This is a genomic window from Phycisphaerae bacterium, assembly GCA_018003015.1.
Classification (GTDB): Bacteria; Planctomycetota; Phycisphaerae; order UBA1845; family PWPN01; genus JAGNEZ01.
Window position 1 is genome coordinate 41,079 of sequence record JAGNEZ010000024.1, and the last position, 24,527, is coordinate 65,605.

At 64.4% G+C, this 24,527-nt stretch carries 18 protein-coding genes; 2 read left to right on the forward strand and 16 right to left on the reverse strand.

The features are described 5' to 3' along the window. Positions 1 to 48 precede the first annotated feature (48 nt). A complete protein-coding gene (locus KA354_12415) occupies positions 49 to 2,121 on the forward strand; it encodes a glycosyltransferase family 39 protein (protein ID MBP7935440.1) in 2,073 nt (690 codons plus the stop codon). Positions 2,122 to 2,142: 21 nt separating this feature from the next. On the opposite strand, the gene KA354_12420 is transcribed toward KA354_12415, so the two are convergent. The 6 genes from KA354_12420 to KA354_12445 all read right to left on the reverse strand — a co-directional run bounded on the left by KA354_12420 (position 2,143) and on the right by KA354_12445 (position 11,490). Continuing rightward, positions 2,143 to 3,195, reverse strand: coding sequence for a DUF1611 domain-containing protein (locus tag KA354_12420; protein MBP7935441.1), 1,053 nt, complete (start codon positions 3,193 to 3,195; stop codon positions 2,143 to 2,145). A gap of 69 nt (positions 3,196 to 3,264) precedes the next feature. Continuing rightward, a complete protein-coding gene (locus KA354_12425) occupies positions 3,265 to 5,766 on the reverse strand; it encodes a thioredoxin family protein (protein ID MBP7935442.1) in 2,502 nt (833 codons plus the stop codon). Positions 5,767 to 6,067: 301 nt separating this feature from the next. Then, entirely contained in the window at positions 6,068 to 6,745 is a 678-nt protein-coding gene (locus tag KA354_12430; GenBank protein MBP7935443.1) for a PEP-CTERM sorting domain-containing protein, read from the reverse strand. A 248-nt stretch (positions 6,746 to 6,993) separates the two neighbouring features. Next, positions 6,994 to 8,172 (reverse strand): RnfABCDGE type electron transport complex subunit D, encoded by a 1,179-nt coding sequence (locus tag KA354_12435; protein ID MBP7935444.1) that lies wholly within the window; start codon positions 8,170 to 8,172, stop codon positions 6,994 to 6,996. Between the two features lie 153 nt (positions 8,173 to 8,325). After that, positions 8,326 to 9,630, reverse strand: coding sequence for a hypothetical protein (locus KA354_12440; GenBank protein ID MBP7935445.1), 1,305 nt, complete (start codon positions 9,628 to 9,630; stop codon positions 8,326 to 8,328). Positions 9,631 to 9,783: 153 nt separating this feature from the next. Then, positions 9,784 to 11,490, reverse strand: coding sequence for an alkaline phosphatase family protein (locus KA354_12445; GenBank protein ID MBP7935446.1), 1,707 nt, complete (start codon positions 11,488 to 11,490; stop codon positions 9,784 to 9,786). A gap of 48 nt (positions 11,491 to 11,538) precedes the next feature. On the opposite strand from KA354_12445, the gene KA354_12450 reads away from it, so the two are divergent. Then, complete coding sequence (locus KA354_12450; protein ID MBP7935447.1) at positions 11,539 to 12,444, forward strand: endonuclease/exonuclease/phosphatase family protein; 906 nt, start codon at positions 11,539 to 11,541, stop codon at positions 12,442 to 12,444. Positions 12,445 to 12,654: 210 nt separating this feature from the next. Here KA354_12450 and KA354_12455 read toward each other — a convergent pair whose 3' ends face one another. The 10 genes from KA354_12455 to KA354_12500 all read right to left on the reverse strand — a co-directional run bounded on the left by KA354_12455 (position 12,655) and on the right by KA354_12500 (position 24,482). Next, on the reverse strand, positions 12,655 to 13,464 hold the full coding sequence (locus KA354_12455; GenBank protein ID MBP7935448.1) for an MBL fold metallo-hydrolase: 810 nt from the start codon (positions 13,462 to 13,464) through the stop codon (positions 12,655 to 12,657). 10 nt (positions 13,465 to 13,474) lie between these two features. Then, positions 13,475 to 13,897 (reverse strand): cupin domain-containing protein, encoded by a 423-nt coding sequence (locus tag KA354_12460; GenBank protein MBP7935449.1) that lies wholly within the window; start codon positions 13,895 to 13,897, stop codon positions 13,475 to 13,477. A 145-nt stretch (positions 13,898 to 14,042) separates the two neighbouring features. Next, positions 14,043 to 14,828, reverse strand: a complete 786-nt coding sequence (locus tag KA354_12465; protein MBP7935450.1) for an SDR family oxidoreductase — start codon at positions 14,826 to 14,828, stop codon at positions 14,043 to 14,045. Positions 14,829 to 14,836: 8 nt separating this feature from the next. Then, positions 14,837 to 15,883, reverse strand: a complete 1,047-nt coding sequence (locus KA354_12470; GenBank protein MBP7935451.1) for a hypothetical protein — start codon at positions 15,881 to 15,883, stop codon at positions 14,837 to 14,839. Positions 15,884 to 15,924: 41 nt separating this feature from the next. Then, positions 15,925 to 17,199, reverse strand: a complete 1,275-nt coding sequence (locus tag KA354_12475; protein MBP7935452.1) for a hypothetical protein — start codon at positions 17,197 to 17,199, stop codon at positions 15,925 to 15,927. Positions 17,200 to 17,236: 37 nt separating this feature from the next. Further along, positions 17,237 to 18,079 carry a glucose 1-dehydrogenase gene (locus KA354_12480; GenBank protein ID MBP7935453.1) on the reverse strand — a complete coding sequence of 281 codons (843 nt, stop codon included), beginning with the start codon at positions 18,077 to 18,079 and terminating at the stop codon, positions 17,237 to 17,239. A gap of 132 nt (positions 18,080 to 18,211) precedes the next feature. After that, positions 18,212 to 18,877, reverse strand: a complete 666-nt coding sequence (deoC, locus tag KA354_12485) for a deoxyribose-phosphate aldolase (protein MBP7935454.1) — start codon at positions 18,875 to 18,877, stop codon at positions 18,212 to 18,214. A 33-nt stretch (positions 18,878 to 18,910) separates the two neighbouring features. After that, the gene (rbsK, locus tag KA354_12490) at positions 18,911 to 19,882 is read right to left on the reverse strand and encodes a ribokinase (GenBank protein MBP7935455.1); all 972 of its coding nucleotides are present in this window, start codon (positions 19,880 to 19,882) and stop codon (positions 18,911 to 18,913) included. Positions 19,883 to 19,930: 48 nt separating this feature from the next. Beyond that, positions 19,931 to 22,426, reverse strand: a complete 2,496-nt coding sequence (locus tag KA354_12495) for an NPCBM/NEW2 domain-containing protein (protein ID MBP7935456.1) — start codon at positions 22,424 to 22,426, stop codon at positions 19,931 to 19,933. Between the two features lie 10 nt (positions 22,427 to 22,436). Beyond that, positions 22,437 to 24,482 carry an alpha-galactosidase gene (locus KA354_12500; GenBank protein ID MBP7935457.1) on the reverse strand — a complete coding sequence of 682 codons (2,046 nt, stop codon included), beginning with the start codon at positions 24,480 to 24,482 and terminating at the stop codon, positions 22,437 to 22,439. Positions 24,483 to 24,527 lie beyond the last annotated feature (45 nt).

The window sequence follows — 24,527 nt, forward strand, 5'->3', positions numbered from 1 at the left end:
TCTGGGCAGGTCGATGGGTGATAGCGTGGCTTTGATGGTGGCGACAAGATGAGCACGAGTACTGTCTGGGAAGATCTCGACCCGATGATGGCCGCCTCCGCACGGCGGCGGTGGTGGATCACGCGGACAGGCCTTCTGGTGGTTCTCCTGATCGCCGCGGTCTTGCGGTTCTGGAACCTCGAGGCCAACGAGTTCGGCAACCTCTACTACGCGGCCGCGGTTCGGAGCATGGCCGCGAGCTGGCACAATTTCCTGTACGCCTCGTTCGACCCGGCGGGTTTTGTTTCCCTGGACAAGCCTCCGGTCGCCTTCTGGCTTCAGGTTCTCAGCGTGAAGGTCCTGGGGTACTCCGGGTTCGCCCTTCACCTCCCACAAGCTCTTGAAGGTTCTATCGCGGTACTGGTGGTGTACCTGGTCGGGCGGCGTTTGGCCGGGGATTGGGGTGGTCTGCTGGCCGGGTTGGTGATGGCGGTGACGCCGGCCAGCGTGGCGATCGACCGCAGCAATTTGCCGGACAGTTGCCTGCTGCTGGTCCTGCTGGTGGCCGGGTCGGTGTTGCTTCGAGCCACGGAGCGGGCCCGATGGGGTTGGTTGCTGGTGGCCACGGCGATAGTCGGGCTGGGCTTCAACGTCAAGCTGACCGCCGCGTACCTGGTGTTGCCGAGCTTTTATCTGGTGTACTGGCTGGGAGCCCTCGCAGCCCGAGGGACGCGGGTCGCCCATCTGGCCGCCGCCACGGTGGTGTTGGTGATGGTGTCGCTCTCGTGGCCGCTGTTCGTCGATCTGAGCCCGGCCGATGCTCGGCCGTACGTCGGTGACACCCAGACCAACTCGGTACTCGGCCTGGCGTTTCATCTTCAGGGCCTGCAGCGGATGGTCGGAAATCGCCCGCCGCCGGGTTCAGGGCCGTCGAGCCCGCCCGTGACCGACCGGACTCAACCGGGCCCACGGATGCCCGGCCCGCCGTTTGCCCGGGGGCCCGGAACCGGCGAGGAGGAGTTCACCGGCCACGGCGGCCATCCCGGTCCTCTGCGGTTGGCCAACCGCGACCTGGCGGGGCACGTCACCTGGCTGGTTCCGTTCGCGGCGATCGGGGCGGCATGCATCGTATCGGTGTTGCCGCGTTGGCGACCCTTGTCGCCGATGCACCAGAACGTACTCCTCTGGGGGGGTTGGTTCGTGACCTATGCTGTTGCGTTCAGCCTCTCGGACAGTCCCATTCATCCGTACTATCTGACCCTGGTTGCCGCCCCGGTGGCCATCCTCACCGGCCTTGCGGCGAAGGTGCTGTGGGACACCCGTGAACTCAGCGGAAACCGCTCCTCACTGCTGGCTCTCGCGCTGCTCGCCACGGCCGGCTGGCAGATATGGACAGCCGCCTCTTATCCGGTGTGGGGACGATGGCTCGCCCCGATGGTGCTGTCGGGTACGGGGGCTGGAGCGGTCCTGCTGTTGGTGTCGGGCGGAAGATGCTGGTCTCCAACGACTACCCGCAACCTCGGGGCAGCCGGCATGGTCGTGGGGCTGGCAGCGCTTCTCCTCTGTCCGGCGGTATGGTCGGCCACGCCGGTTCTTGCGCCGGGGGGGCGCATGGTTCCTGTGGCCGATCCGATTCTTCTTGAACGCCGCAACATCCCTGTTGACTCCGCAGAGGCTTGGCGAGCGACCCGGGTGCTCGCCGCGTACCTCGACCATCGCCGTGGGAAGGAGCGGTACTTGCTGGCCGTGCCGGACATCCACGCCGCATCGCCGCTCATCATTGACTCCAGCGCCAGGGTGATGGCCTACGGCGGCTTCTCTGGCACCGACCCCATTCTGAGCGCCGCGCAGTTCTCGGAGATGGTCAAGGAGGGGGAATTGCGGTTTGTCCTCCTCTCCTCAGAGCCGCGTCCCGGCAGACCTGTCGATCACCGCGACGCGATTGCGGCGTGGGTTCGGGAGCATGGTCGGGAGGTTCCTCGCGCTGAGTGGATGCCGATCGAACCGAGGAGGAACGACAGCCGGTTGCCGCCATCGCCGTGGGGTGAGGTTTCCGCGATGCTGCTTCGGCTGTACCAAGGACCTGGCTGTCGGCTATACGAATGCGGGCCCGCAGGCACGGCCACGGGCGCGGCGTCCTGAGGAGCGGGCGAGTCTTTCGGGTCAAATCCCGACCTGCCGGCGGATGGCTGCGATCAGATCCTTGCAGCCATGGCGGATGGGATCGGCGGCGGGCAAGCCAGCGTCGGCGGCGATCTTGCGGACTGCGGCCTCGGCCTCCTCGGCGGCCATCCGAGCGGTGTTGACTGCGACAGCCACGACCTTGCCGGGGTGCAATGGAGCCAGCAAGGCCTCGTTGATCGCGATCTGCTGCCTGATGGGCGCCACCGGACAGTCGGGCCAGTCGTTATGCAACTGCCGGTCGGGGCGGCAGACGATGACCATGGCGTCCGGGCACGAACCGTGGAGCAAGCCGAGTGTCACGGCCGAGTAGCCGGGATGTTCAATGGAGCCCTGACCCTCGACGAAGCATATGTCCTTGTCGGCCACATGCTCGACGAGCAGTTCGGTCGCTCCGGCGGTGAAGTCGGAGATCACGTGGTCGATGGCGATGCCCCAGCCTTCGATCATGATGCCGGTCTGGCCGGTGGCCACGAAAGCGGCGTTCAGTCCCTGGCGAACGGCTTCCTTGCGTAGCTCGAGGGCGGTGACCATTTTGCCGACGTCGCAATCGATGCCGATGGTGAGGACGCGTTTGGCCCGGGTGTAGCGGGCCTTGCCTCGGGCGATGTGGCGGATCTGGCCGGCGTCGCGGACATCATGGAGTTTGGCGTTGTTGGCCTCGGCCAGCTCGGCCAACTCGGGATCGTCGCGGAGCATGACGTGCAGGCCGCTGATGATGCTCAGTCTGGCCTTGAGGGCGTCCACCAGGTGGCGGCGCATTCGATCGGGCAGGCCGCCGCCGGTGGGGGCGATTCCGATGAGCAGCGCATCCGGCTCCAGCGGCAGGGCATCGGCCACACGGGCGACGATCGGCAGGTCGGGGAGGCCGGGGATGAAATCGCCGAGCGGCTTGCCGGCATTGACCGAGTCGAGCACGGCCACACAATCCTGCGGGCGGTAGCGCATCACTGACGAACCGGTCTTCGACTCGAAGATGCCGAGCGATCCTTCGGTCAGGATCAGCAGACGTCGATACGGCATTTCGAAGAGCATGGGGGCTCCAGCAGTTGCGGTCATTCTACAGCGGTCACCCATCAGCAATACCGGAACGGGTGCTCACGGTCAACTCATGGGAAGGCGGTTGGAGCGTTCCGCCGCAGCTTCCTCCTTGCGGCTCGGGCCAGCGCGGCGAAGTGCGTCGAGTACCGCGCGTTGGGTCAGTATCTCGTCGAGCAGGATCGGGGCGTCGGGCTGATGGGCCGGGATGATGACGTACATAGGCACTCCCGAGCGTTTGAAGCGGTCGAGATCCTCCTTGATCTCGGGGTTGAACGAGGTGTAGTCGGCCTTGAATGGAAGGACGCCGCCCTCACGTATCGCTTGTCTGACCGCCGCGGTGTTGAGAACCAGCTTCTCGTTGGCCTTGCAGTTGACGCACCATTCGGCGGTGTAGTCGATCAGCACGGTTCGGCCCGCGTTCACCTCTGCCAAGGCTCTCGCTCGGGTGTAGGGCAACCAGGGGATTTCGTCGCCGGACCAGTCGAGTTCGCCGGGCTTTCCGGCCATGCTCCCGAGCCGCAGCCTGTCCTGGGCGGCGAGGAGATCCGGGATCGTGTTCCAGTAGCGGAAGCACACCAGCCAACCGCCGACGAGCACGGCACCGCAGGCCAGGTAGTACATCGCTCTTGTTATCCGTGGATCTCCGAAGCGCACGTGACCGTACACCCGGGCAGCGGCTGCGACGCAGAGCAGGAAGGCCAAGGTCTGAATCAAGCCTCGCCCGCCGAGCTGGGCGGACAACGGATTCAGCAGGAAGACCACCGTGCCCAGCAGGCAGAAGGCCATGACGTGTTCGAAGGTCTTCATCCACGGTCCGGCCTTGGGCACGACTTTCAGCCAAGCCGGCTTGGCCGCCAGGATCGCGTATGGCAGGGCCATACCCAGGCCCGCGACCATGAAGATCATCACCCCAGCGAATGGAGTCTGCTGAACCGCGAAGGCGATCGCGACACTAAGGAAAGGCGCGGTGCAGGCCGTACCCAGCAGCGTGGCCAGCAGGCCCATGCCGAAGGCGCTGAGGTGGCCTTCCTGTTGAACCTTGTCCCCGAGCTCGTTCACCACCCGCGGCGGGTAGATGGCGAAGACGCCGAACAGGCTCATGGCAAAGGCAGTCACGACCGCGGCCAGGGCGATGGTGACTTGCGGCCGCTGGAACAAGCCGCCCCACTGCTGACCCAAGCCGACGATCAGAACGCCCAGCACCGCGAACGAGACCAGGATGCCTGCGGAGAAGGCGAGGCCGAGAGTGAAGACTCGGATTCGGCTTTCCTTGGCTTGCTGCACGAAGGAGAGGATCTTGATCGAGATCACTGGGAGCACGCAGGGCATGAGATTGAGAATGAGCCCGCCCAGGAAAGCCATAAGCAGGTAGCCCAGGAGACCCAGCCGGGCGAGAGAGGCCTGCAGGCGCTGCAGCCAGGACTGGTCGGGCTCAGCGGGGCCCACCTGGCCTGCTTTGGTTTCCGTCGGCAGGGCGCTCGAGGTTGGAGTCGGTGCGGCTCCAAACAGATCCGTATAAACGGGGGTCACGTTCTCGTCGGGCCGGGCGACCGGGAGGATCAATTCCCACTCGGCGGCGGTTGGCCTCTGACAGGACAAGGTCTTGTCGTCGCAAGCCTGGTAGGTAGCCACGCCGCTGATGCGGAGTCTCCCAGCATCGATTCGCTTGTCCGCCTCCACGGGCAGGAGCACCACCACGCGGCCGGTGTACAAGGACATCTCGCCGATCTCGCTCTTCTTGACGGTCGCCGACGGGAAGATGGGTCGGCCGATGATCAGCCCCTCGGTGGCGTCGTTGAAGACCTCGGTGGGGATGAGCCCCTCGATGGTCGGCTTGTTCGAGTTGAGGTGGTAATGGTCCTCGACCTCCAGAACGACGGCCACCTGGAATCTGGAGCCGGGTTTGATTCTGTCCACGCTGGGGGCGACCCAGAGTCTCTTGAGGTTCCTGGCCTGGTCCATGGGCAAGGGCAACACGTTCTGGGCACGGCTGAAGACATCCGCGTTAGCCGGTTTGGCTTCGTTTGGCGCGGAGACCACGGGCAGCTCGAGGGACAGGTCCTGGCTCTCCTGTTTACATAAATCCTTACACACCAACCACTTTGCTTTGACGGAGATCGTGACCTTCCCTCCGGCGGCGAGGCTCTCGGGCACGGCGAGGGTAGTGAGCAGGATCGGCTCATCGGACATGATGAAGGTGTGGTCGCCGACGGCGTCGATGTGCCGAGTAGGCGGAGGGAACCGTACGGGCCCGACGCTGAAAGCCGGGGGCAGTTGCCATGCGAACGATGGCTCCAGCCCACCCTCGCCCCGGTTCCGCCAGTAGATGTGCCAATCGGCCTTGATCTCGAATGCCAAGGCCAATCCGATCTGCTGGCCGGGCACGACGGCGGTCTTGTCGGCCAGGAGCCGGACCTTGGCGATGGTGTCCTCCTCGGGTTCAGCGGTTGGTCTGCCGGGCGTCAAGAGCCGTGGTGTATTGGACGCCGCCCACGTGGCCGAGGCCAACAGGCTGATTGCGCCCAGTGCGGCAAAAATGATACGAAGGCGTTGCCAGGATCTCATACGCATCCTCACTGCTGAGAGAACACAACGGGGGACCATTATATCCCGGTGTTGCGGACTGCCTATCCCGGCGATGCGGACCGCCGCGCCGGAAGTGTGAAGCGACAGTTGAGGCGTGGGCACAGGATGGGTGGGGTAACCGCCGGGTGGAGGTTTATCGAAGTACAGAGAAGTATTCGGCGAGTCGCGGTGAGCGGTCAGTTCCAGGCGACCGGGAAGAGCGACGGGCATGAATCGCCAAGAGGACGAGACGCGAGGAATAGAACATGAACAGACAACGCCGACACGGACGGCCTACAAATCACCCTGACGCCCTTTTGTGGCGAAGGAGTGTCGCGCCGAGTCCGAGCAGGAGGAGCATGGTGGGCTCGGGGACGCCGGTAATCTCGAGGTTGTCGAAGGCGAACTTGTCGTTGCCGGGGCCTTCGACCAGGTCGTCCAGGCGAAGCTGGACGTAGGGCCGATCGTTGATTGCGGTGGTGCCGGCCAGATCGAGCACGACCGTGCCCCAGGTATCGGTCGACCAGCCAGGGGTGATGGCCTGGTTGTCGGCGACCTGAGTCCACGCTCCGTCGGTGGTCGTGCGGTAGGCGAAGTCAAAGCTGATCGCCAGCTCGGACTTGTAGTCCCAGCGGACCTTGAGAGCACTGAAACCGGTGGTATTGAGGGTGATTATCGCCGCGGCATCGTTTTCCGATCCGGACTTGTTGATGTCATCCCATGCCGCCGCCTGACCGGCGATATGGGCAACGCCGGCGGCGTCGGTGCAGGCGATGCCGTTCTTGCCGTTGGCATCAATACCGCTGCCGTACAGTACCAGGGTCGGCGGGGTGACGGTATTGAAGTAAGCCGGCTTTTCGGTGTAGTACGCGCTGCTATCGCCAAAATCCCAGACCGCCAACACAGCAGCCAAAGAAGGCTGGGCGAGCAGTAGTACCCCCGCGACGACACTGATCGTGCCCACTTTGTGCGCTTTCATTTTCTCCCTCCAGCGTCAGGACACGCACGCGTTCTCGAGGCCTTGACGGTTGCATCCAGCCGTTCATCAGTATGGGGTCCTCGATCGAAGAAGTCAACTCTCCTCCATTCGCTGGGTGAGCGAGAGGAGGTTGAAGTCGCCGGGCGAGCACTTGTCTGGACAATCGCAGGGCGCGAGTGCCTGGATCTAAACACGGTTCTGGATGACAGGGCCCCTTGATGCCGCGAGGCCCAGTTCAGGTCGGGATTTCAGGCCGAGAGGTTAACGCCGAACGTACGGCGGCGGGTGAGGCGGTTGATGGCCGGGACGCAAGTGTTGGCCAGAAGCAGTGCCCAGTAGGCCTCTGCGGGGAGTCCCACGACGGTTCTGAGGATCATGGTCGTTCCGCCGATGATCAGGCCAAAGAGCAGATGGCCGCGGACGGTGAGTGGTGAACTGGTCGGATCGGCCGCCAGGATAAACAGGACCAGGGGGAAGGCTCCGGCGGTGAGCTGGTAGGCCACATAGGCCAGGCCTACGGGCAGGCCTTCGTTGAAAAGAAGTCCCGGGAACCACTGACTCTGGACCGGCTGACCCTGCGGCTGGAACTGCGCGGGGGCGATCAGAGCGACGGTCGTCGCTGCCGCCAGGCCGGCCAGCAGCGTGGACCATCGCAGGAAGCCGCGCCAGGTCAGCAACAGACCGGCGACCAGGATTGCCAGGACGGGCGCCTCGCCGAGCGAGCCGCCGGCTACGCCGAAGAGGGTATCGGGCCAAGGGGGCATGGCATCGCTCACCAGGCGAGCGACGGCCTCGGCGGGTGATCCCGTGGCATCGACCGGCAGTACGGAACGAAGCGCGTCGGCTGGCCGGTTCACACACCAGGCCTCGATTCCGGGCGGCAACGGCTGGCTGCTCCACTGGGCCAGGGGGGGCAAATCTCTTGCCAGGTAGAGGTTACCTGAACCCAACCGCTCAGAAGCCAGCACTGGCCAGCGAGCGGGGCTGAGTTGCTCTTCGAAGAGGAGTTGGGTGATGACCCGCCCGAGGGCCACCGGGTGCCAGACGTAGTTGCCGATCCCGCCCTGGATCATCTGGCCGGCCAGGACGGCCAGGGCGGAGGTTGTGACCACGACCTCCCAACCCACGGTGGGGGGCAAGGTGCAGGCGACCAGCATACCCACGAGCAGGGTGTAGCTTTCCGACCACGATCGCCCGCGCCAGGTCAGGGCGTTGAACGCCGCCTCGACCAGCAGGGCCACTGCCACGGCGATCGCCAGGACGCGAATCGTGTGCCAGCCGAACAGGGCGAGTCCTGCCGCGCAGAGGATGGCCACGGCCAGCATCAGCGTCAGGGTCATTGGGGCAGAGCCGGTCACGCCCCGCCAATGCGGCGGACCCACAAGTCGCAACGTCCCGGGCGGTGACAACTCCGCGTCGCTCAGCACTCGTCGCTCGCTTTCCGCACCGCATGGGCCCTCATGACCGAGTGAACCCGGCGTCCCATTTGAGCCCTCGCCGGCGAGACGGTGATCGGGGAGGGTGGAGGGAGCTTGAACGAGGTCTTCTCGCCGGGGTCACACCTGCCGGAGCAGACCGATTCACACTGCATCGAGAGGCACCTGCTCTTTCAAATGGCTGATGGACTCGGACAACGGCAGTTCGGCCGGGCAGATGCAGCTGCACAGGCCGCAACCCAGGCACGCGTGCGGGTGCAGGCCGGCGGCCGCGGTCCAGTCGCCGCGTTCATCACAGTCGAGCAGTGCCACCGGGTCGAGCCCGACCGGGCAGTCGTCCTGGCACCATCCGCAACGAAGGCACAAGCCGGGATCGGGCACCCGATCGTGGTCGCGGTTCATCACCAGGATAGCGTTTGTTCGCCGGGTGACCACGGCGTCGATGCGCTCGATGGCCCGGCCGGTCATCGGAGGACCGTCCACGAGCCTGACGGTCGTGCCCACGACGCCCACATGATTCAAGACATCGGCGAAACTCGTGCCGATGGGAATCCGGTATTCCCCGGGCTGGCGGACGCCGGGGCCGGTGACGACCACGACCGAATCGGTGATGGTCTTCCCGTTGAGCACGGCGTTGGCCAGCGAGGCCAAGGCCTCGGGCTCCATCACGATGGCGTGCACGTCCTCGGTCGTTTTTCCGCAGGGTGTCTCTCGGCCGGTGACGCACCAAGTCAGCAGAACCGGGGCCGCCTGGGGGTACTTATTCCCGACTTGAACGATTTGGAACGGCGTGTGCGCCGTTGCCTTTCTGGAGCGCATCAGGAGTCGGCGGTCGGTCCGGTCGACGACCAGGCAAGCTCTCTCCGGGCCGAGTGCCTGTCTCACCCATAGGCCCGCTCGTAGCACTGACTCGAGATCCCGAGCCATGCAGCCGGACCGGGTTTCGAGCAAGGGGTCGCGGGCGAGCCCATTGATGATGAGGTCCTGGATTCCCGCGTCGGCGGCATGGCGAAGCTGATCACCCAGTCCGATGGCCGGTTCGCGCCCGACGAGAATTCCCGCCCGATCGGCCAACTCGGCGAGGCGTTCGAGGCCCGGGCGGCCGGAGAAGTCGGGGGACGAGCCGATGGGGGATTCGAGGGTGGGAGTGAGCGTGTACTCCTCGGCAGGTCCGGTTTCGATGGTGACGGCCGGCGCGTTCGGCGACCAGGCGGTGCGTGCGCGGGAGAGTGCCACGACCCGGCCGGTGCGAGGCGAATGGACCGGCACGGCGCCCGGCCGGCAAGCTCGACCGATTGGCTGTCCCTCGGCCACCGCCTGTCCGACCCGGACGAGCGGTTCACATGCCGGGCCGGTGTGCTGGATCATGGGCACGGTGAGCCGGGTGGGGCAGGGAAACTCCCGCATGGGCTCATGCTTGCCTACCTCCAACGGCGGGGACAGGTACAAGCCTCCATCAAACACTCGAGGTGTCGGCGATAATCGGCGAAGACGAATGGATCAGTACTCCATGCCGGCCCGTGATGCCGTCCTTTGAGCGGGCGGGGAGCAGCATCGCAAGAAGGGAGACTCGTCGCACCAGACAGTCAATCGCTGTCCGCCTCATCTTGTTGTTGCGGCCCTCAGCTCACCCGAGAGATCCACACCGTCCAGAGTATACTGCCTCAGCCGTTCACCGTCGCCCAGCAGGCCGATGAGGGTAGGGGTCACATCGACCAGACGGCCGCAGGGAATGGTTCCCCCGGGAGCAAGGCCGGGGCCAGCGAAATAGAGGGGGATGAGCATATCGCCGGCGAGGCACGACCCGTGACCGGCTTTCTGTGACAGGCTGAAGTCCCAGCCCTGGGCGGCGAAGAGGATCACATCGCCGGCCCGTGGCGAGTCGAACATCCCGACCGTCTGGGGGACGAAGTCGGGATGTGTCGTGCCGATCGTCGCCCGCAACCAGTCGCGCGAGGTGTGCCACCCCGCCTGGACGAAGGCTGCCAGCTCCGCCGGTTGGGCGTAGCCCAGCGGGTCGCCGCGATGGACGAGAAGTCGGTACCGGACCTGGTCGCCGTCGCGGGATCGCTCGATAGTGGCCGCTCCCCGGCTGGACCAGAGCCGGACGCGGTCTGGTCCGTCACGGGCCAGCACCCCGTCGACGGCCGGCAGTTCCGCCAGATGAGGTTCGGACTCGATGAAAGATGCCACTTCAGTGCAGGTTGGGGTTGCGTCCCACCCCTGGCGACCGCGCAGATGAATCGCGGCCATCCGGTCGGCACCGATCACCAGGAACGCATCGTACCTCTCCAATGCCGTGCGGAAAGCGGCGCGACTGTTGCCTTGCAGCGGCGTTTCACGGCAGTTCAGGGCTCGTCGATCCTCGAGCCATTTGCCGAGGTCCAGGTGCCGATCTGGTTCGACTGCCGGCATGCCATGGTCGCTCACCAGCACGTAGTATGTGCGATCACCCAAGCCGGCCCGGTCGATGGCGTCGGTCATTCGTCCCACGGCGATGTCGAGATCTCTCACTGCTTGGTCATATTGCGGTGAGTTCGGTCCGAAACGGTGACCGACTTCGTCGACCGCGGGGAAGTAGGTCATGATCACGCTGGGCCACCGCTTCTCGCGGTTGGCGAGGGCGGCCACAGCAGGCAGCCGATCCGGCACACTCCGATCGACTGCCCCATGGAGACCCAAGATCCAGTTGCGGCGGAATGTGTGGTAGCCATCGATCGAACGAGTCACGCCGCGATAGGTGTGAAGCTGGATGTTCAGCGTGAAGTGGTCACCGAGGATGCTGTAGAGCGTAGGGACGGCGAGGTGCTCGTTGACCACGCGGTAGGTGTTCAGCGTCATGTAGGAGTAGCTTTCCAGCGACTCACGGTTAAGCCAGGTATTGCCGGGGATTCCATGATGACCTGGGAACAAGCCGGTCACCAAGGACGAGCAGTTGGCGTAGGTGACGGTGGGCAGGCTGTCCACCGCCTGGTCGACACGGATTCCGCCCTGGACGAAGCGGCGGGTGATGTGGGGCAGTTGGCCGGCCGCGACCAGCTCGTCGAACCGGGCGCGATGAAGGCCGTCGGGGAAGAAGACAAGCACGGATCGTGGTGGGCGAACCACGTCGTTGTTCAGATGGATGCGCACCGGCCCCGGCTCGCCGCATCCGGCGAAAGCGGCCGCCAGAGCGGTGGGAACGGCCCAAGTCAAGAGGCGGTACGCGCTCACGCCGGCATTGTATACATTCTGAACGATGCCGGCACAACAGGAGGTGGCGTGCTTGACATGGCGGTGACCGAGCGGTAGCAGTTCTGACTGAGGCATGGTCGAACCGTGCCGAAGCTGTGACAAGGATTCTGTCCTGGAGTCTCGATGACATCACGCATGACTCGTCGTCGCACCGTTCGGCTGATGATCGCCGCCCTGGCGGTGCTCGCAGCCGGTTGTGGAGATCTGGCCGGACCGCAGCGCGGGCGGCAGGGCGCAGCGTCCGTCCAGCTTCGAGTGGTGACCTACAACATCCTGCATGGGGCGGGGCCGGACAAGAAGCTGGATCTGGGCCGGACGGCCGAGGTGATCAGAAGGCTGAGTCCGGACCTCGTGGCTCTTCAGGAAGTGGATAAGGGGACCAGGCGATCGGGCGGAGTGGACGAGGCGGCGGAGCTTGGTGGACTCACCGGCATGCACGCCGCCTTTGGCAAGGCCATGGACTTCGACGGCGGGCAGTACGGCGACGCGGTCCTCTCGCGGTTTCCGATCGAGCGTACGGTCGGCCATGCCCTGCCGCACTCCAAGGACCGCGAGCCGCGGCAGGCTCTGGAGGTTCACGTGAGCGTGCCGGTCGACGGACCGCCGAGCGGCAAGCCGGGCGGTGGGCGGCGGGCCGAGTCCTGGTCGGTGCGGTTCATTTCCACGCACTGGGACCACCTCAACGATGACGTTGATCGTGTCCTGCAGGCGAAGGCGGTCGCGGAACTGGCGGCGACGGAGCCGGTGGTGCCGGTCATTCTGGCCGGTGACTTGAACGCGGAGCCGGGCAGTGTCCCGCTGGCGGCGTTGGGTGCGGGCTGGCTGGACACGACCCCGGCCGCTCCGGAGCCTTCTTTTCCCAGTGACCGACCGACAATCCGCATCGACTTCATCTTCGCCCGCCCCGCGAACCACTGGCGGGGCGTTTCCGCGGAAGTAGTGCACGAGCCGTGGGCGTCGGATCACCGGCCGGTACTGGCGGTTCTGGAGTTGTTGCCCGCTCCGCAGGGCCGGCCGCAATCGGAGTAGCGACCGGCAGGCAAATCGAGCCGAAACGGCCATGCTGGATCGCGGTTGGATGAGGAGGTTTTGAGGCGGGAAGCTGCTGCTCTGCCAAGGGGCGTCGATCGCTCCTACTGGCTGGGCAGCTCATACGGGTCGCACCGGATAGCGTTACCTTCGAGCCCCAGCGAGCCACCGAGAGGGATGAGCGAAGTCAGCCCCCAGCCATCCCAGCGCTCACGCCGCCGGTGCCGGATACGTCAACGGCTTGCCGTGCTCGACGAGCTGGTAGCGGTCGCCGATACCGAGCATCCTCAGGTTGGTGCGAAGCAGCTCGGGGGGCAGCGAGTTGGCTGGAAACAGGTCGTAGTGGCAGGGGATGACGACCTTGGCATTCATTTTGTGGGCCAGGGTGGCGGCCTCGGCCGGGCTCATGTTGTGGAACGCCGGGTTGATCACTGCTGCGAGGATATCCGGCTTGTGGGCGGCCATGCTGTCGGCCAGGATCTCGTGGTAGCCGGTGTCGCCGGTCACGTAGAACTTCGGACCGTCTTTGATGCAGACCAGATAGCCCACGTGGGTGAGATCGTCGCCGGCGAAGGGGATCGCGAAGGTTCCCCGCAGAGTGAGGTCGCCGAGCGTGACGCTCTTGTTTGGCCAGATCATGGCTGTCTGACTCTGAGGCACGCCCATGCTCACCAGCTTCTCGATCGTCTCGGGTGGGGCGACGAACGGTCCGACTCCGCCCGCCGCCCGGTAAGGACGGAGGGTTTCAGGATCGAGGTGATCCTGGTGACTATGCGTCATGGCGTAGGCATCGATTCCGACCAGATCGGCGGGCGGGAGGGGCGGGGGCACCAGCCGGTCCATGTCGAACCCGTACTGGTCGCCGATGGCTTTGCACGAGTTGGACAGGTACGGATCGATGGCCACGATCTTGCCGCCGGGGCTCTTCACGATGAAGCCAGCCTGCCCCAGCCACCACAGGGTGAGCGAACCTCGGGGTACCCGGTACTGCCGCAGTTGTGTCATGCTCAGGATGGCCATGTTATGGTCCTCATGGATTGGGCGGGGAGGTCACGATCATCACCACGAGCGTCTCGGTTCCGGTGTTCTCGATGCCGTGGATGCACCAGGGCGGCAGGTAGACGAAGTCGCCCTTCTTGACTTCGCGTTTGTAGTTGGCGAAGGTCATGGTGCCGCGGCCCTCCATGATCACGTAGGTTTCCTCGGTCTCGTGCTGGCCGGGCTGGAGCACGACATGTGGAGCGAGGTAGAACATTACCAAGCCGAGGTTTTTGGCGGGCGCATTGGGGTTGACCGGGTGCACCACGCGAACGGCGTTTCCGTAGCAGCCCGGGTAGACGATGGGCACGCCCTGCTGAACGGTCACGATCATGGGATCGGGTGCCTTGTCCGGTTTGGGAATCAGCGGCGGGCGATCGGATTTGTAGCCCTGGTGGACTTTGATTTCTGCCATGGAACTCATTTCCTTTCTTGTGAATCAGGTTGTATGCAAGCCGACGATGCTTGCTACACCAAGATTGAGGATGGAGAAAGGTCGGAGGGCAAGCCATTCTCTCAACTCTTCTTCTTCATTCTCAATTCCCCGTTCTCCATTTGCCTCAGAAGTCTCTTGCGTATCCTCCGGCGGTCCAGCCGCCGTCGATGGTCAGTACGGTCCCGGTAATGTAAGCGCTTTCGGGGGCGGCCAGGAACAGGGCGCCGTGGGCGATTTCCTTGGCTTCGGCCGGCCGGCCGAGCGGGATGTGGTCGAGAATCCGCTGGATGCGGTCGACGAATTTCCCGTCAGGGCCATAGAAGAGCCTCTTGGTTCCCTCGCTCACTGTCGAGCCTGGAGCGATCGCATTGACGAGGACGCCCTTGGGGGCGAGTTCGATGGCCATGGCCCGGGTCAGACCGACGATCGCGTGCTTGGCCGCGATGTAGGCGCTCTGCAACCGCAAGGCGACAAGGCCGCAAATGGAGGAAATGTGGATGATCCGCCCGGATTTCTGGGCGACCATGAGCGGCGAAACGGCTCGGCTGACGATGACGACGCCGTTCAGATCGGTCTCGATGATCCAGTCCCATTCATCCTTGGGGAACTCGTCGAAAGTCACGCGATGCTTGACCGTATTGACGCCCGCGTTGTTGACAAGGATATCGATGTGCCCGAACTCGTCGGTGATCTTCCTGACGACGTCCTTGACCTGATCTTCGTTGCGAACGTCCATCTCACAGCCCCTGCAGGAAGGGAATTTGGCTGCTTCCTTCCTGACCGCCGGGACGTCGATATCCGTGTAGATCACCTGGGCGCCGTTGTTGGCGAACGAATCAGCGATCGCCAGACCGATTCCGTTTCCGGAGCCGGTAACCAACGCGACCTTGCCTGACAAATCAACCTTCATGATCTCACCTATGCCTCAGGGGACAACAAGATCCGGGCCACGGCGCGAACCTGTTCCGACGGGCCACGGAACGCCCAGACCGCCGACCAGTCGTCGCAGCGGGTGCGGCCCGTGCCCTCACCGACGGCCGGGATGTGATATTCCAGTTCGCTGAATGCTCCGAGGCTTTGGTGGACAACGTTGCAGGACTGGACCGCATAGCCGAGGTCGTCCTTGTCGGTCCAGGGGACGTCCACATAGTCACCGGAGGGATTGACGAAGAAGTTGCGAATGACCAAGGCGGAGCGGCCACCGGTCTGGTACAGGTATCCGACCCGGCCGGTGGCAGCGACGGCGCGGATGCCGATCTTGTGACAGTCGTTAGTTCGCATTCGGTAGCGCACCATGCGGTCGCCCGCGATCAAGTCTTGGGGGGATATGGAGCCGAAGTAGATCTTGGGCTGCGTCCTGACGTGTACGGGGACGAGCAGATCGCCGCCGTGGGGCATCTGAATGAGATTCCAGGCCCCTACTCGGGCGACCGGTGGGCCCACGATGGCCAGCGAGGTGTGCTGGGTGTAGCCTGCGTATTCGAGCTCGAGCAGGCTTGCCGCGGCGCGCTCGCAGCGTAGCGGATTGGGCGCCCAGGACAGCGACTTGCCCATCTCAAGCTCGACGGTTTTTCGGGAGCGGGCCAGTGTGACGGTCAGCCGATTCACCAGGTGCACGCCCTCGGCGGATCTGGTGACCTGGTAGTTGCCCGGGTCCAGTTGCCGCGGCTGGAAGTAGCGGTCCAGGCTGGGGTAGTCGGGGAAGAACAAGTCGAGTTCAGGCGACAGCCACGTCCGGTCGCCGCCGGAGTTGTGCCACTCGTTGCTGGCATAAAAGGCCTTGGCCGAGGCCGGGCTCTTCAGGGCATCATGGGTCCAGAAGAAGTTCTCGCTGCTGCTGGGCGGGAACAGGCCGAGCACTCGCCCGCCGTGCTGGAGAACGAGCACCTCGGTTCCATCCGGGCTACGGAGTGGTTCCGTCAGCTTGCCTGCCTCATGCAGGCTCTTGACCAGAGCTTCATTCATGATCGCGTTCCTTTCGGTCGGGCCTGCCGAGCCCGCGTGGGTCACGACTTGGCCAGTGTATTCCCGTAGGCCATGACGATGGCCGCCACGATCAGCACGCCGATGGCGACGTACATCTGGTACCTGGGCTTGCCCTTGACTCCGCGCCATTCGCCGCTGATGAAACCCACTCCCTGGCTGCCGGTCATCTGCATCGCCTGCTGGATTCCGAATCCGATCGACGCCCCCAGGGCTCCGAGCATGAGCATCCCCTTGCCCTGCAGTCCGACCGCGATGATGGAGGTGACACCCATGATGACGGCCAAGCCGGCGTCCCTCCAGCTCTCGCCGAACACGTGCCAGGACTTGTTCCGAGTCAGCAGATACAGGGCGTAGGCAACGTTGAGGGCGGAGCCGGCGAACAGGCCCGCCGCCCAGACGCCGAACACGGCCAGGATAGCGCCGGTGTCCACGCCGACCTCGCATTGACCGCCCGGCAGAGCGCTGGCCAGCCGTTCGCGGATCCGCTCGGCGGCATGTGCGGCCTTCTGCCCGCCGATCGCGATCGTGCCGACGCCTTCCACCTCCATCGTTCCCTCGGCACTCACGCTGTAGGTCTTGGAGAACCGGCGGGCAAGCTCGTCCTGGCCTTCGGCGTTGACCTTCACCTTGATCTCGGTATTGGGCCGGACGAGGCAGAGATTCGCGATGATCGGTCCCTGACTGTAGACGAACGCAAGAGACAGCCCTGCGGAGAGCACCCCGGCGACGGCGGTCATGATCAGGCCACCGAGGAAGCTACCGGACTGAGCGGATCTCTGTTTATTGTCGGCTTGCAGGGAGGTGAGCTGCCGGTCGCGGCCGAAGCCAGCGAACGTGGCGAACAACACGCCGATGAGCATGACGCCCACGCCGGCCAGCACGGCCATGCCGGCTGGCGAGTTCAGATCGGGCGCATCCTTGAACAGGCCGGTGCCCTTGAAGACCAGGGGGACGATCGTGCCCACGCACACGCCCAGCCCGGCGAGGATGGCCCCGGTCAAGGCCATGCCGATGCGCACGAAGCACAGGCCGCACAACACATTAGCGATGCCCCAGCCGGCCGCGAACAGGTTGGCCTTGATCAGGGTGCGGAGCGGAACGGCGCGCAAACCCTCGATCGGGTCGGGGCAGGCGAACAGGGTGATGCTCCAGGGAATGATGATGAGTGCGATGAGCATGGCGATCAGCCACCAGTGCTCGAACTGGTACTTGCGCATGAGCTTGAATGGCCAGGCCCCGCTCCCGGTGAGCAGCCCGGCGATGCCAACCACACAAGCACCCAATAGCGTTTCCATGCCAACGTACCCTTTCGCAAGAGGTTGCTCGATGCGTCTACACTCCCGGGACGTAGCCCGTGCCGAACCTGGCCGTCGACCGGGTTCGGAAATCCGAGATCAGCGACATCAGGGCGGTCGTTCCGCCGTCCGCAATGATGGTCTGGCCGACGATGTAGCCGGCCTCGTCGGAACAGAGGAACACGGCCAAGTGGGCGATATCCAGCGGCCGACCGGCACGGGCGACCGGCACAGCGTTCTTGGCGGACTCACCGGCATCCTTCTCGTTGAAGCCGGGGATGGCCTTGTAGTAGTTGTCCACCGTGACCCAACCGGGGGCGATGGCGTTCACCCGGATGCCCTGGTAGGCCAGCTCGACGGAGAGTGTTCGGGTGTAGGCGATGATCGCCCCCTTGGTTCCGGCGTAGACCGAGTGTTCTGGCGCGCCCTGGAGACCGTGGATGGAGGTGATGTTGCACACTGCCCCGCCGCCGTGCTTGAGCATGTCCTTGGCCACGGTCTGGGTGAGGAAGAACTGGGCCCGGATGTTCACGTGGTAGAGGACGTCGAATTGCTCGCGGGTGACCTCGAGGAACGGCTTGTTCAGGGTGATGCCCGCGTTGTTGACCAGGCAGTCGATCCCGCCGAGGAAGCCGATGGCCTGCTCGCCCAGACCGATCGTCTCGTCCACGGAGTTGAAGTTTGCGTTGACCGCGGTCGCCCGGCGTCCGAGGGCTTCGATCTCCTTCACCGCGCTGCGTGCTCCGGCGTCGCTGTGCGAATAATGAAGGACGACGTCAGCGCCTTGGCGGGCGAACTCCATGGCGATTTCGCGTCCGATGCCGGTCCCCGAACCGGTTACCAGGGCCCGCTTGCCAGCCAGTCTGTGGTTTGCACTCATCGGTCACCTCCATTGACAGGTCGCACAACTCCAACCCTCCCGTGCAGCGGTCGAAGATACGTTCCAGCATCCGAAGGAGCCACCGGCGAGACGCCGACCCCAAGCGTTCCCGGGAACGCGTTCCAAGCCATGTCAGCGGGCCGCCGCTTCTCCCTCGACGATCTTGACTCCGTAACCGGCCCCGATCCGAGTTGCACCCGCGGCGAGGAGGGCCTGGGCGTTGGCGTAGTCGCGGACCTTTCCGGAGGCCTTGACGCCGAAGCCCGGCCCCACGGTCTCGCGCAGCAGTCGGATATCCTCCACGGTCGCGAAGCCTTCGGCAAAGCCGGTGCAGGTCTTCACGAAGTGGGCTCCGGCCTGCTTGACGAGTTGACAGGCCAGTATCTTCTGATCGCGGGTGAGCAGGCCGGTCTCGATGATGACCTTGACCATCGCGCCTCCGGCCGCGGCCACGACTTCGGCGATATCCCGGACCACGAGGTCCTTGTTGCCCGACTTGAGGGCTCCGAGATTAATCACCATATCGACTTCGCTGGCTCCGTTGGCGATGGCCTCGCGCGTCTCGAAGGCCTTGGTTTGGGTGGTGGTCGCGCCCAGGGGGAAGCCAATGACCGTGCACACCTTAATCGGCGTGCCCTCGAGCTCGAGGGCGGCCAGGGCCACGTAGGACGGGTTGACACACACCGCGGTGAACTTGTGCTGCTTAGCCTGCCGGCACAGGGTGACGATCTCGTCGGGGGATGCGTCCTGCCGCAGCAGGGTGTGATCGATGTACTTGGCGACATCCGGGACAGTCATGTACTCACTTCTCCTTTCAACCGTGGGCGGCGCTCAACATAGGCACGGCTTGGTGCAACGAAGAAAATCGTCCAGTTCCTGTCGGGTCGGCAGCGAAGGCTGAGATCCCGCCCGAGTGGCGGCCAGGGCTCCGGCACCGTTCGCGAAAGCGATCGCTTGTTCGTCGCCCCGTCCTTCGGCCAATGCGAGGGCCAGGGCGCCGCTAAAGGCGTCCCCCGCGGCGGTCGTGTCCACGGCTTTCACGGGGTAGCTCGGGATCAGTTGCCGCGTGTTCCTGGTCGCCAGGTAGGCGCCGCGCTGCCCCAGGGTAATGATGACCTTGCGCGGACCCATGTCCAGCAGCTTGGCTGAGGCCCGGGCTTCCCAGTCGTTTTTCGGCTCCGGGGCCAAGCCGCCCAGGGGGAGGGCCACTCCAGTGAAGAACTCCGCTTCGGTCTCGTTGGGGGTGAGGTAGGTTGCCTTGGCGAACAACCCTGCGGGAAACGCGCCCGCGGGCGCGGGATTCAATATCACCCGCACGCCCAGCTCATCGGCCAGATCGACGGCTCGCGCCACGGCGGGCATCGCGATCTCCAACTGGCACACCACCGCGTCGGCGGAGGCAATCACCTCGCGGGCGGCATCCACGTCCTCCGGGGCGCAGGCCAGGTTCGCCTGCGGCACGATGATGATGGTGTTTTCGCCGGCGGCATCGACGTGAATGCAGCAAGCCCCGGTGCCGGCGGCCGGATCGGCCTTGACGAACTCGGTGTTGACGCCGCTGGCGTCGAGGCTGGCCAGCAGGAATCCGGCCCGGTCGTCCTGGCCGACGCGGCCGACCATGAAGACCTCGGCCCCCAATCGGGCGGCGGCCACCGCCTGATTAGCGCCCTTGCCTCCGGAGAAGGTGCCGAAGCTCTGCCCCAAAACAGTCTCGCCCTTGCGGGGAATGCGGTCGGCGAGGGCCACGCAGTCAAAGACCAGGCTGCCCACGACGACCACACGTGGTCTCTTCCTGTTCGCCATCGATACCCTCGCATCTCCCGTTGTCACCGAGAACCGCTCTCTCCGATACTACTTGGTGATCAGGTGGTAGGTAAAGATCGCGGAGCCGGGCTTATCGTTCAGTGAAACCGGCAGGCCGCTCTTCATCAGTTCCTCACCGTTCAACCGGAGGGTTTCACTTGAATCGAAGTTGGCGATTTCGTAGGACGCCGCCGGATCCAGGCCGCGGAGTGGCAGCCGCACCGCCTGATAAAGGCTCTCCCCGCGGCGGAAGACCTGAACCACGCCCTTGCCTAGCGCCGGCCGGTCGTACTGCCAAGCCATCCAGACGTCGGCGGCCAGCGAGTACGGCAGGAGCGGATAGAAGTCGCCATAGAAGCAGTCGTTGATCTGACGCCACTCGTCCATCGTGGTCTTGAGCAGTTGCCAATCGAGGTTCTTGAGCCCAGTGGCGTCGGGCCCGAAGGTATACTCGGCGACCATCTGGCTGCGGATCCAGTACTGGCCGTTCTGCATGTTGTAGAGGTAGCCGGACGTGCCGTGGTACGGCAGCCACAAGGACAGCCCGCAGGTATGGCACTGCTGGCCGTCGGGAGCGGCGTACCAATCACTGCGCAGCAGGGGCACGGCTCGCCGCAGCGTTTCCAGGTCGTTGCGCCGCCCGCCGGAGGCACACGAATCGATGAACATGCCCGGGTGGCGTCGAAGGAGCTGATCCCAATAGTCGAAGTAGCCTTCCACGTGGCGAATTTCGGTGATGCCCCGGCGATCTTCGCTGTCCGCGGCTCGCCAGTACGGCAAGGGGTCGATGTTGAAATCCTGGCGGTAGATGTCGATGCCCTGCTCGGTGAGGAGGTGATCGATGTGATCGACCAGCCACTTGCGGCAATCCGGATCACCGAGTTTGAGTAAACCGCCGTTGCGTCCGCCGTGAATCCACTCGGGATGCTGGTCGGCCAACCACGTGCCGGGATGAACGCGTTCGGGCTCGAACCAGAGGATCGACTTGGCTCCCAGGGAGTGGACGTAGTCGCTGATCTCGCGTAGGCCCTTGGGGAATCGGCCCTTATCGACTTCCCAGGTACCGGTTTTGGGCCAGCCCACGCCTTCACATGGATACCAGCCGGCGTCCTGCCACCAGGCGTCGAATCGGATACCGTGTTGGATGTGCTCGCGAAGGAAGGACAACTCCTGCTTCGCCTCGGTCATCAGGCCGGGATAGAAGTTACCTGTACAGATCGAGGCCATGGGCGGGACGAGCTTGCCGCCCGGCCGGGGCATGTTGTGATCAATCAGCCACTGCCGCCAGATGTTCTGCCCGCGCAGCCAGTCGCCGTCGTAGAACTGCGCGACCACCAGAGGGCTTCGGACTTCCTCGCCGGGATGGAGCTTGAAGTGGGTGAGCTCCTGGCCGCCACGGACGTTCACATCCGGAGGTTGTGGGCCACTGAACAGCATGTTCCACTGACCCGCCCAGCTGAGCACGATGATCGCGCCCTTGCCCGGCCAGCCGAGGTTGAAGTACGGCATGACGGACTGGGTCGGTCGCCCGCCGGTGTTGGCGATCCGCTTTTCCTCGCCCGGAGCCAGCGGTTCGGCACGTGGCGCGTAGCTGTCCACGGTATTCAGATCCCCAGTGTTGTAGCGCAGCGTGCAACCGCCGTCGACCGGGCCGCTGAACGAAGTATCGATGGCATTGATCGCTTCTATGATCGGCGTGTCGGCGGTCGCGGTGTTCTTGAAGTACAGCGTCCACTCGGTCGTCGGATAGTCCGTGTACTCGATTGCCACGCAGCGCACGCATAGTCCAGTCGCGGGATCCGTCCAGGTGGTGACGTACTCGATGCGGGTGTCGTCCAGCTTGCGGGATTGGCGTTCAATTCTCCAGGTCTTCGCCGCCTCAGCGAACGACCGGCCGCCGTAGGTGAACGAAAACGGAGGTTCAACGCCCGACTCCACGCCGCCAGCAGAGAACAAGGGCAGATCTCCGATGTGGATCTCCTTGCCGTCGACCAGGGTGACCACGGCGTCAGCCCAGTCGGCCTGATCGCTGTTGATGTTGTCGCCCGCGTCGCCCACCACGATGGTGATTTCCGAAGCCTCGCTCAGATCCGCCTTCAGGGCCCGAGGAGCCTGGCCGCGAGCGCATACTTCGGATTTGCAGACCTCCTTGCCCCCGGCGAGCACCGAGAAAACCACGGTGCCGCCGGACCAGGTGCCGTTGGTATCGATACCGACCTGAGCAGCGAAGGACTTGGCAGGGCCAGGCAGGACAACTCGAATACGGCTATTGGCGTGACAATACAGGCCGTGCGTGAACTGCACCTCGCCGATGCGCAGGGGCTTGTCGCCGCGAGCATTTCGGTGCACGGGGCCGTAGTTGCGCTCAACGAAGAGACCTGGACCAGCCGGCGGGGTCGGCGCGGTGCCCATGAACTTCGCCTCTACCCAGGCATGGGTACGAGCCATCTCCTTTTGGGCGGGGCGGAGCCCCATGGCCGGTGCGATCACCATCATCACCGCCAGCGCGGCGAGATACAATGAACGGATCAGAGACAGGGTCATCAACAAGTCCTCATTGTGCGACCTTGTAGACCAGAACGACGGCGCCGGGCCGTTCAGCGATGTCGACGGGCAGCCCGGCCTCCATCAGGTCGCGTCCTTTGAACACCGACGACTTGTCCGTGTCCAGATTCGTGAGCGCGTAGTCTTTCGCAGGGTCGAGCCCACCGAGCTTGAAGTCGGCGCCGCGGAACATGGATTCCTTCCGCCGGAAGACCTGGATCATGCCCTCGCCCTTCTCCGGCATATCGAACTGCCAGGCCATCCAGCTTCCGCTGTGGCGGTTACACGAAGTCAGTGGGTAGAAATCGCCGTAGTAGTAGGCACTGATCGTGCGCCACTGGTCCAATAGCTTGCGGAGAGCGGCGTAGTCGATCTCCTTCACCCGCAGGTCGATACCGCATCCGAGGCCGGGGACGACATTGCTCCAGAAGGTGTACGGCTCGACCGGCGTGAATCCGCCGCCGTAGTAGCCGACGTTCTCGCAGGCCACGGTGCCTGTCCCGTGATAGGGAATCCAAAGCGACAGGCCGTAGGTCATGCTTTGCTGACTGTTCGGCACGAAGGGATGATCGCTCCGCCACAAGGGCACGGCTCGCCGAAGCGTCTCGAGGTCATTTCGCCGCCCGCCGCTGGCACAGGAGTCGATCAACATATCCGGATGGCGTTTTCGGAGTCCGTCCCAGTAGGCCAGGTATCCGGTCACATGCTTGATCTCGGTGATGCCCTGGCGATCAGGTGCGTCGTTACGCCGCCAGTAGCCGAGCGGATCGATGTTGAAATCCTGGCGGTACAGGTCGATTCCCTGGTTGGTGAGCAGTTTGTCGATGTGGTTGGTCAACCACTTGCAGGCATCGGGGTTGCCCAGGTTGAGTAGCTTCTGCTCGCCGTCCTTGCCGAGCAGCCACTCGGGGTGCTTCTCGTAGAGCCAGGTGCCGGGCGTGACCCGTTCCGGCTCGAACCACACCAGGATTTTCACGCCCTTGGTGTGGGCATGATCGCTGATCGCCCGGAGGCCCCGCGGGAAGCGCTTGAGGTCAACCTCCCACGTACCCACGTTGGGCCAGCCTGACTGGTTCACGTACCAGCCGGCGTCCATCCACCAGTAGTCGATCTTAAGGCCTTCCTCCAGGTAACGATTGATGAACATCACCTGTTTCTCTTCGTCGGCCTTGATCATCTCCTCGTAGGCCCGCGAGCTGCATCCGAAGAACAGCGGCGTCGGCAGTTTGCCGCCCGGCCGGGGCAGATTGTAGGCGATCATCCACTGGCGCCAGACATTCTGGGAACGGATGTAGTCGCCGGTCCAGAACTGGAGGGCAATCAGCGGCGAACGGACCTCCTCGTCGGGCAGCAGCTTGAAGCGGGTGAGCTCCTGGCCGATGGTGATGTGGAGGCTCTCACCGCCATCGCGGGCGAACTCGGCCGCCCACTGGCCCGGCCAGCCCACGGCAATGATCGTGCCTCGTCCCCCCTGCTGCACGTTGAAGTAGCACAGGTCGCTGTTGGTTGGACGCCCGCCGGCCGCGGAGATCCGCTTCTTAGCATTCGGCCCCAGCGGCGTTTCCAGAGGGCTGTAGTCCGACCCGTCGGCAGGCGAGCCCACCGCATGGTGCAGCAGGAACTCGTCCTTGCCCCGGCGTCCGTAGCCAGCATCAAGAGCCTTTATATTCTCGATAATCGGCGTATCGACCGTGCCGGCATTCTTGAAGTAGAGCGTCCACTCGACGGTGGGGAAATCGTGGTACTCGACCGCCACGCATCGCACGACCAAGCCGGTCTTCGGTTCGGTCCAGGTCAGCATGTGCTGGCTTCGCCGCTCGTCGAGCTTGCGGCTCTCGCGGCTCAGGTTCCCGGCCGCGACGAGGTCCTTGAACGACTTCCCGTCGTAGCGGAACGAGAACGGCAATGGGCTCTGGGGTGTCTCGCCGAACCTGGCCGCCACCCACTGCCGGGCCTCTTTCAGTTCCTCGGTCGAGACGGTCACGCCGCAGGCAACGGGACAAGCCATGAGGGCGAGAGCCACTGCATACTTGAACGGGCCAGGCGAGGGGTGCATCCATCTGCTCCTATCGCAAAAGTGAGACCAGACAGCGAGGCGACC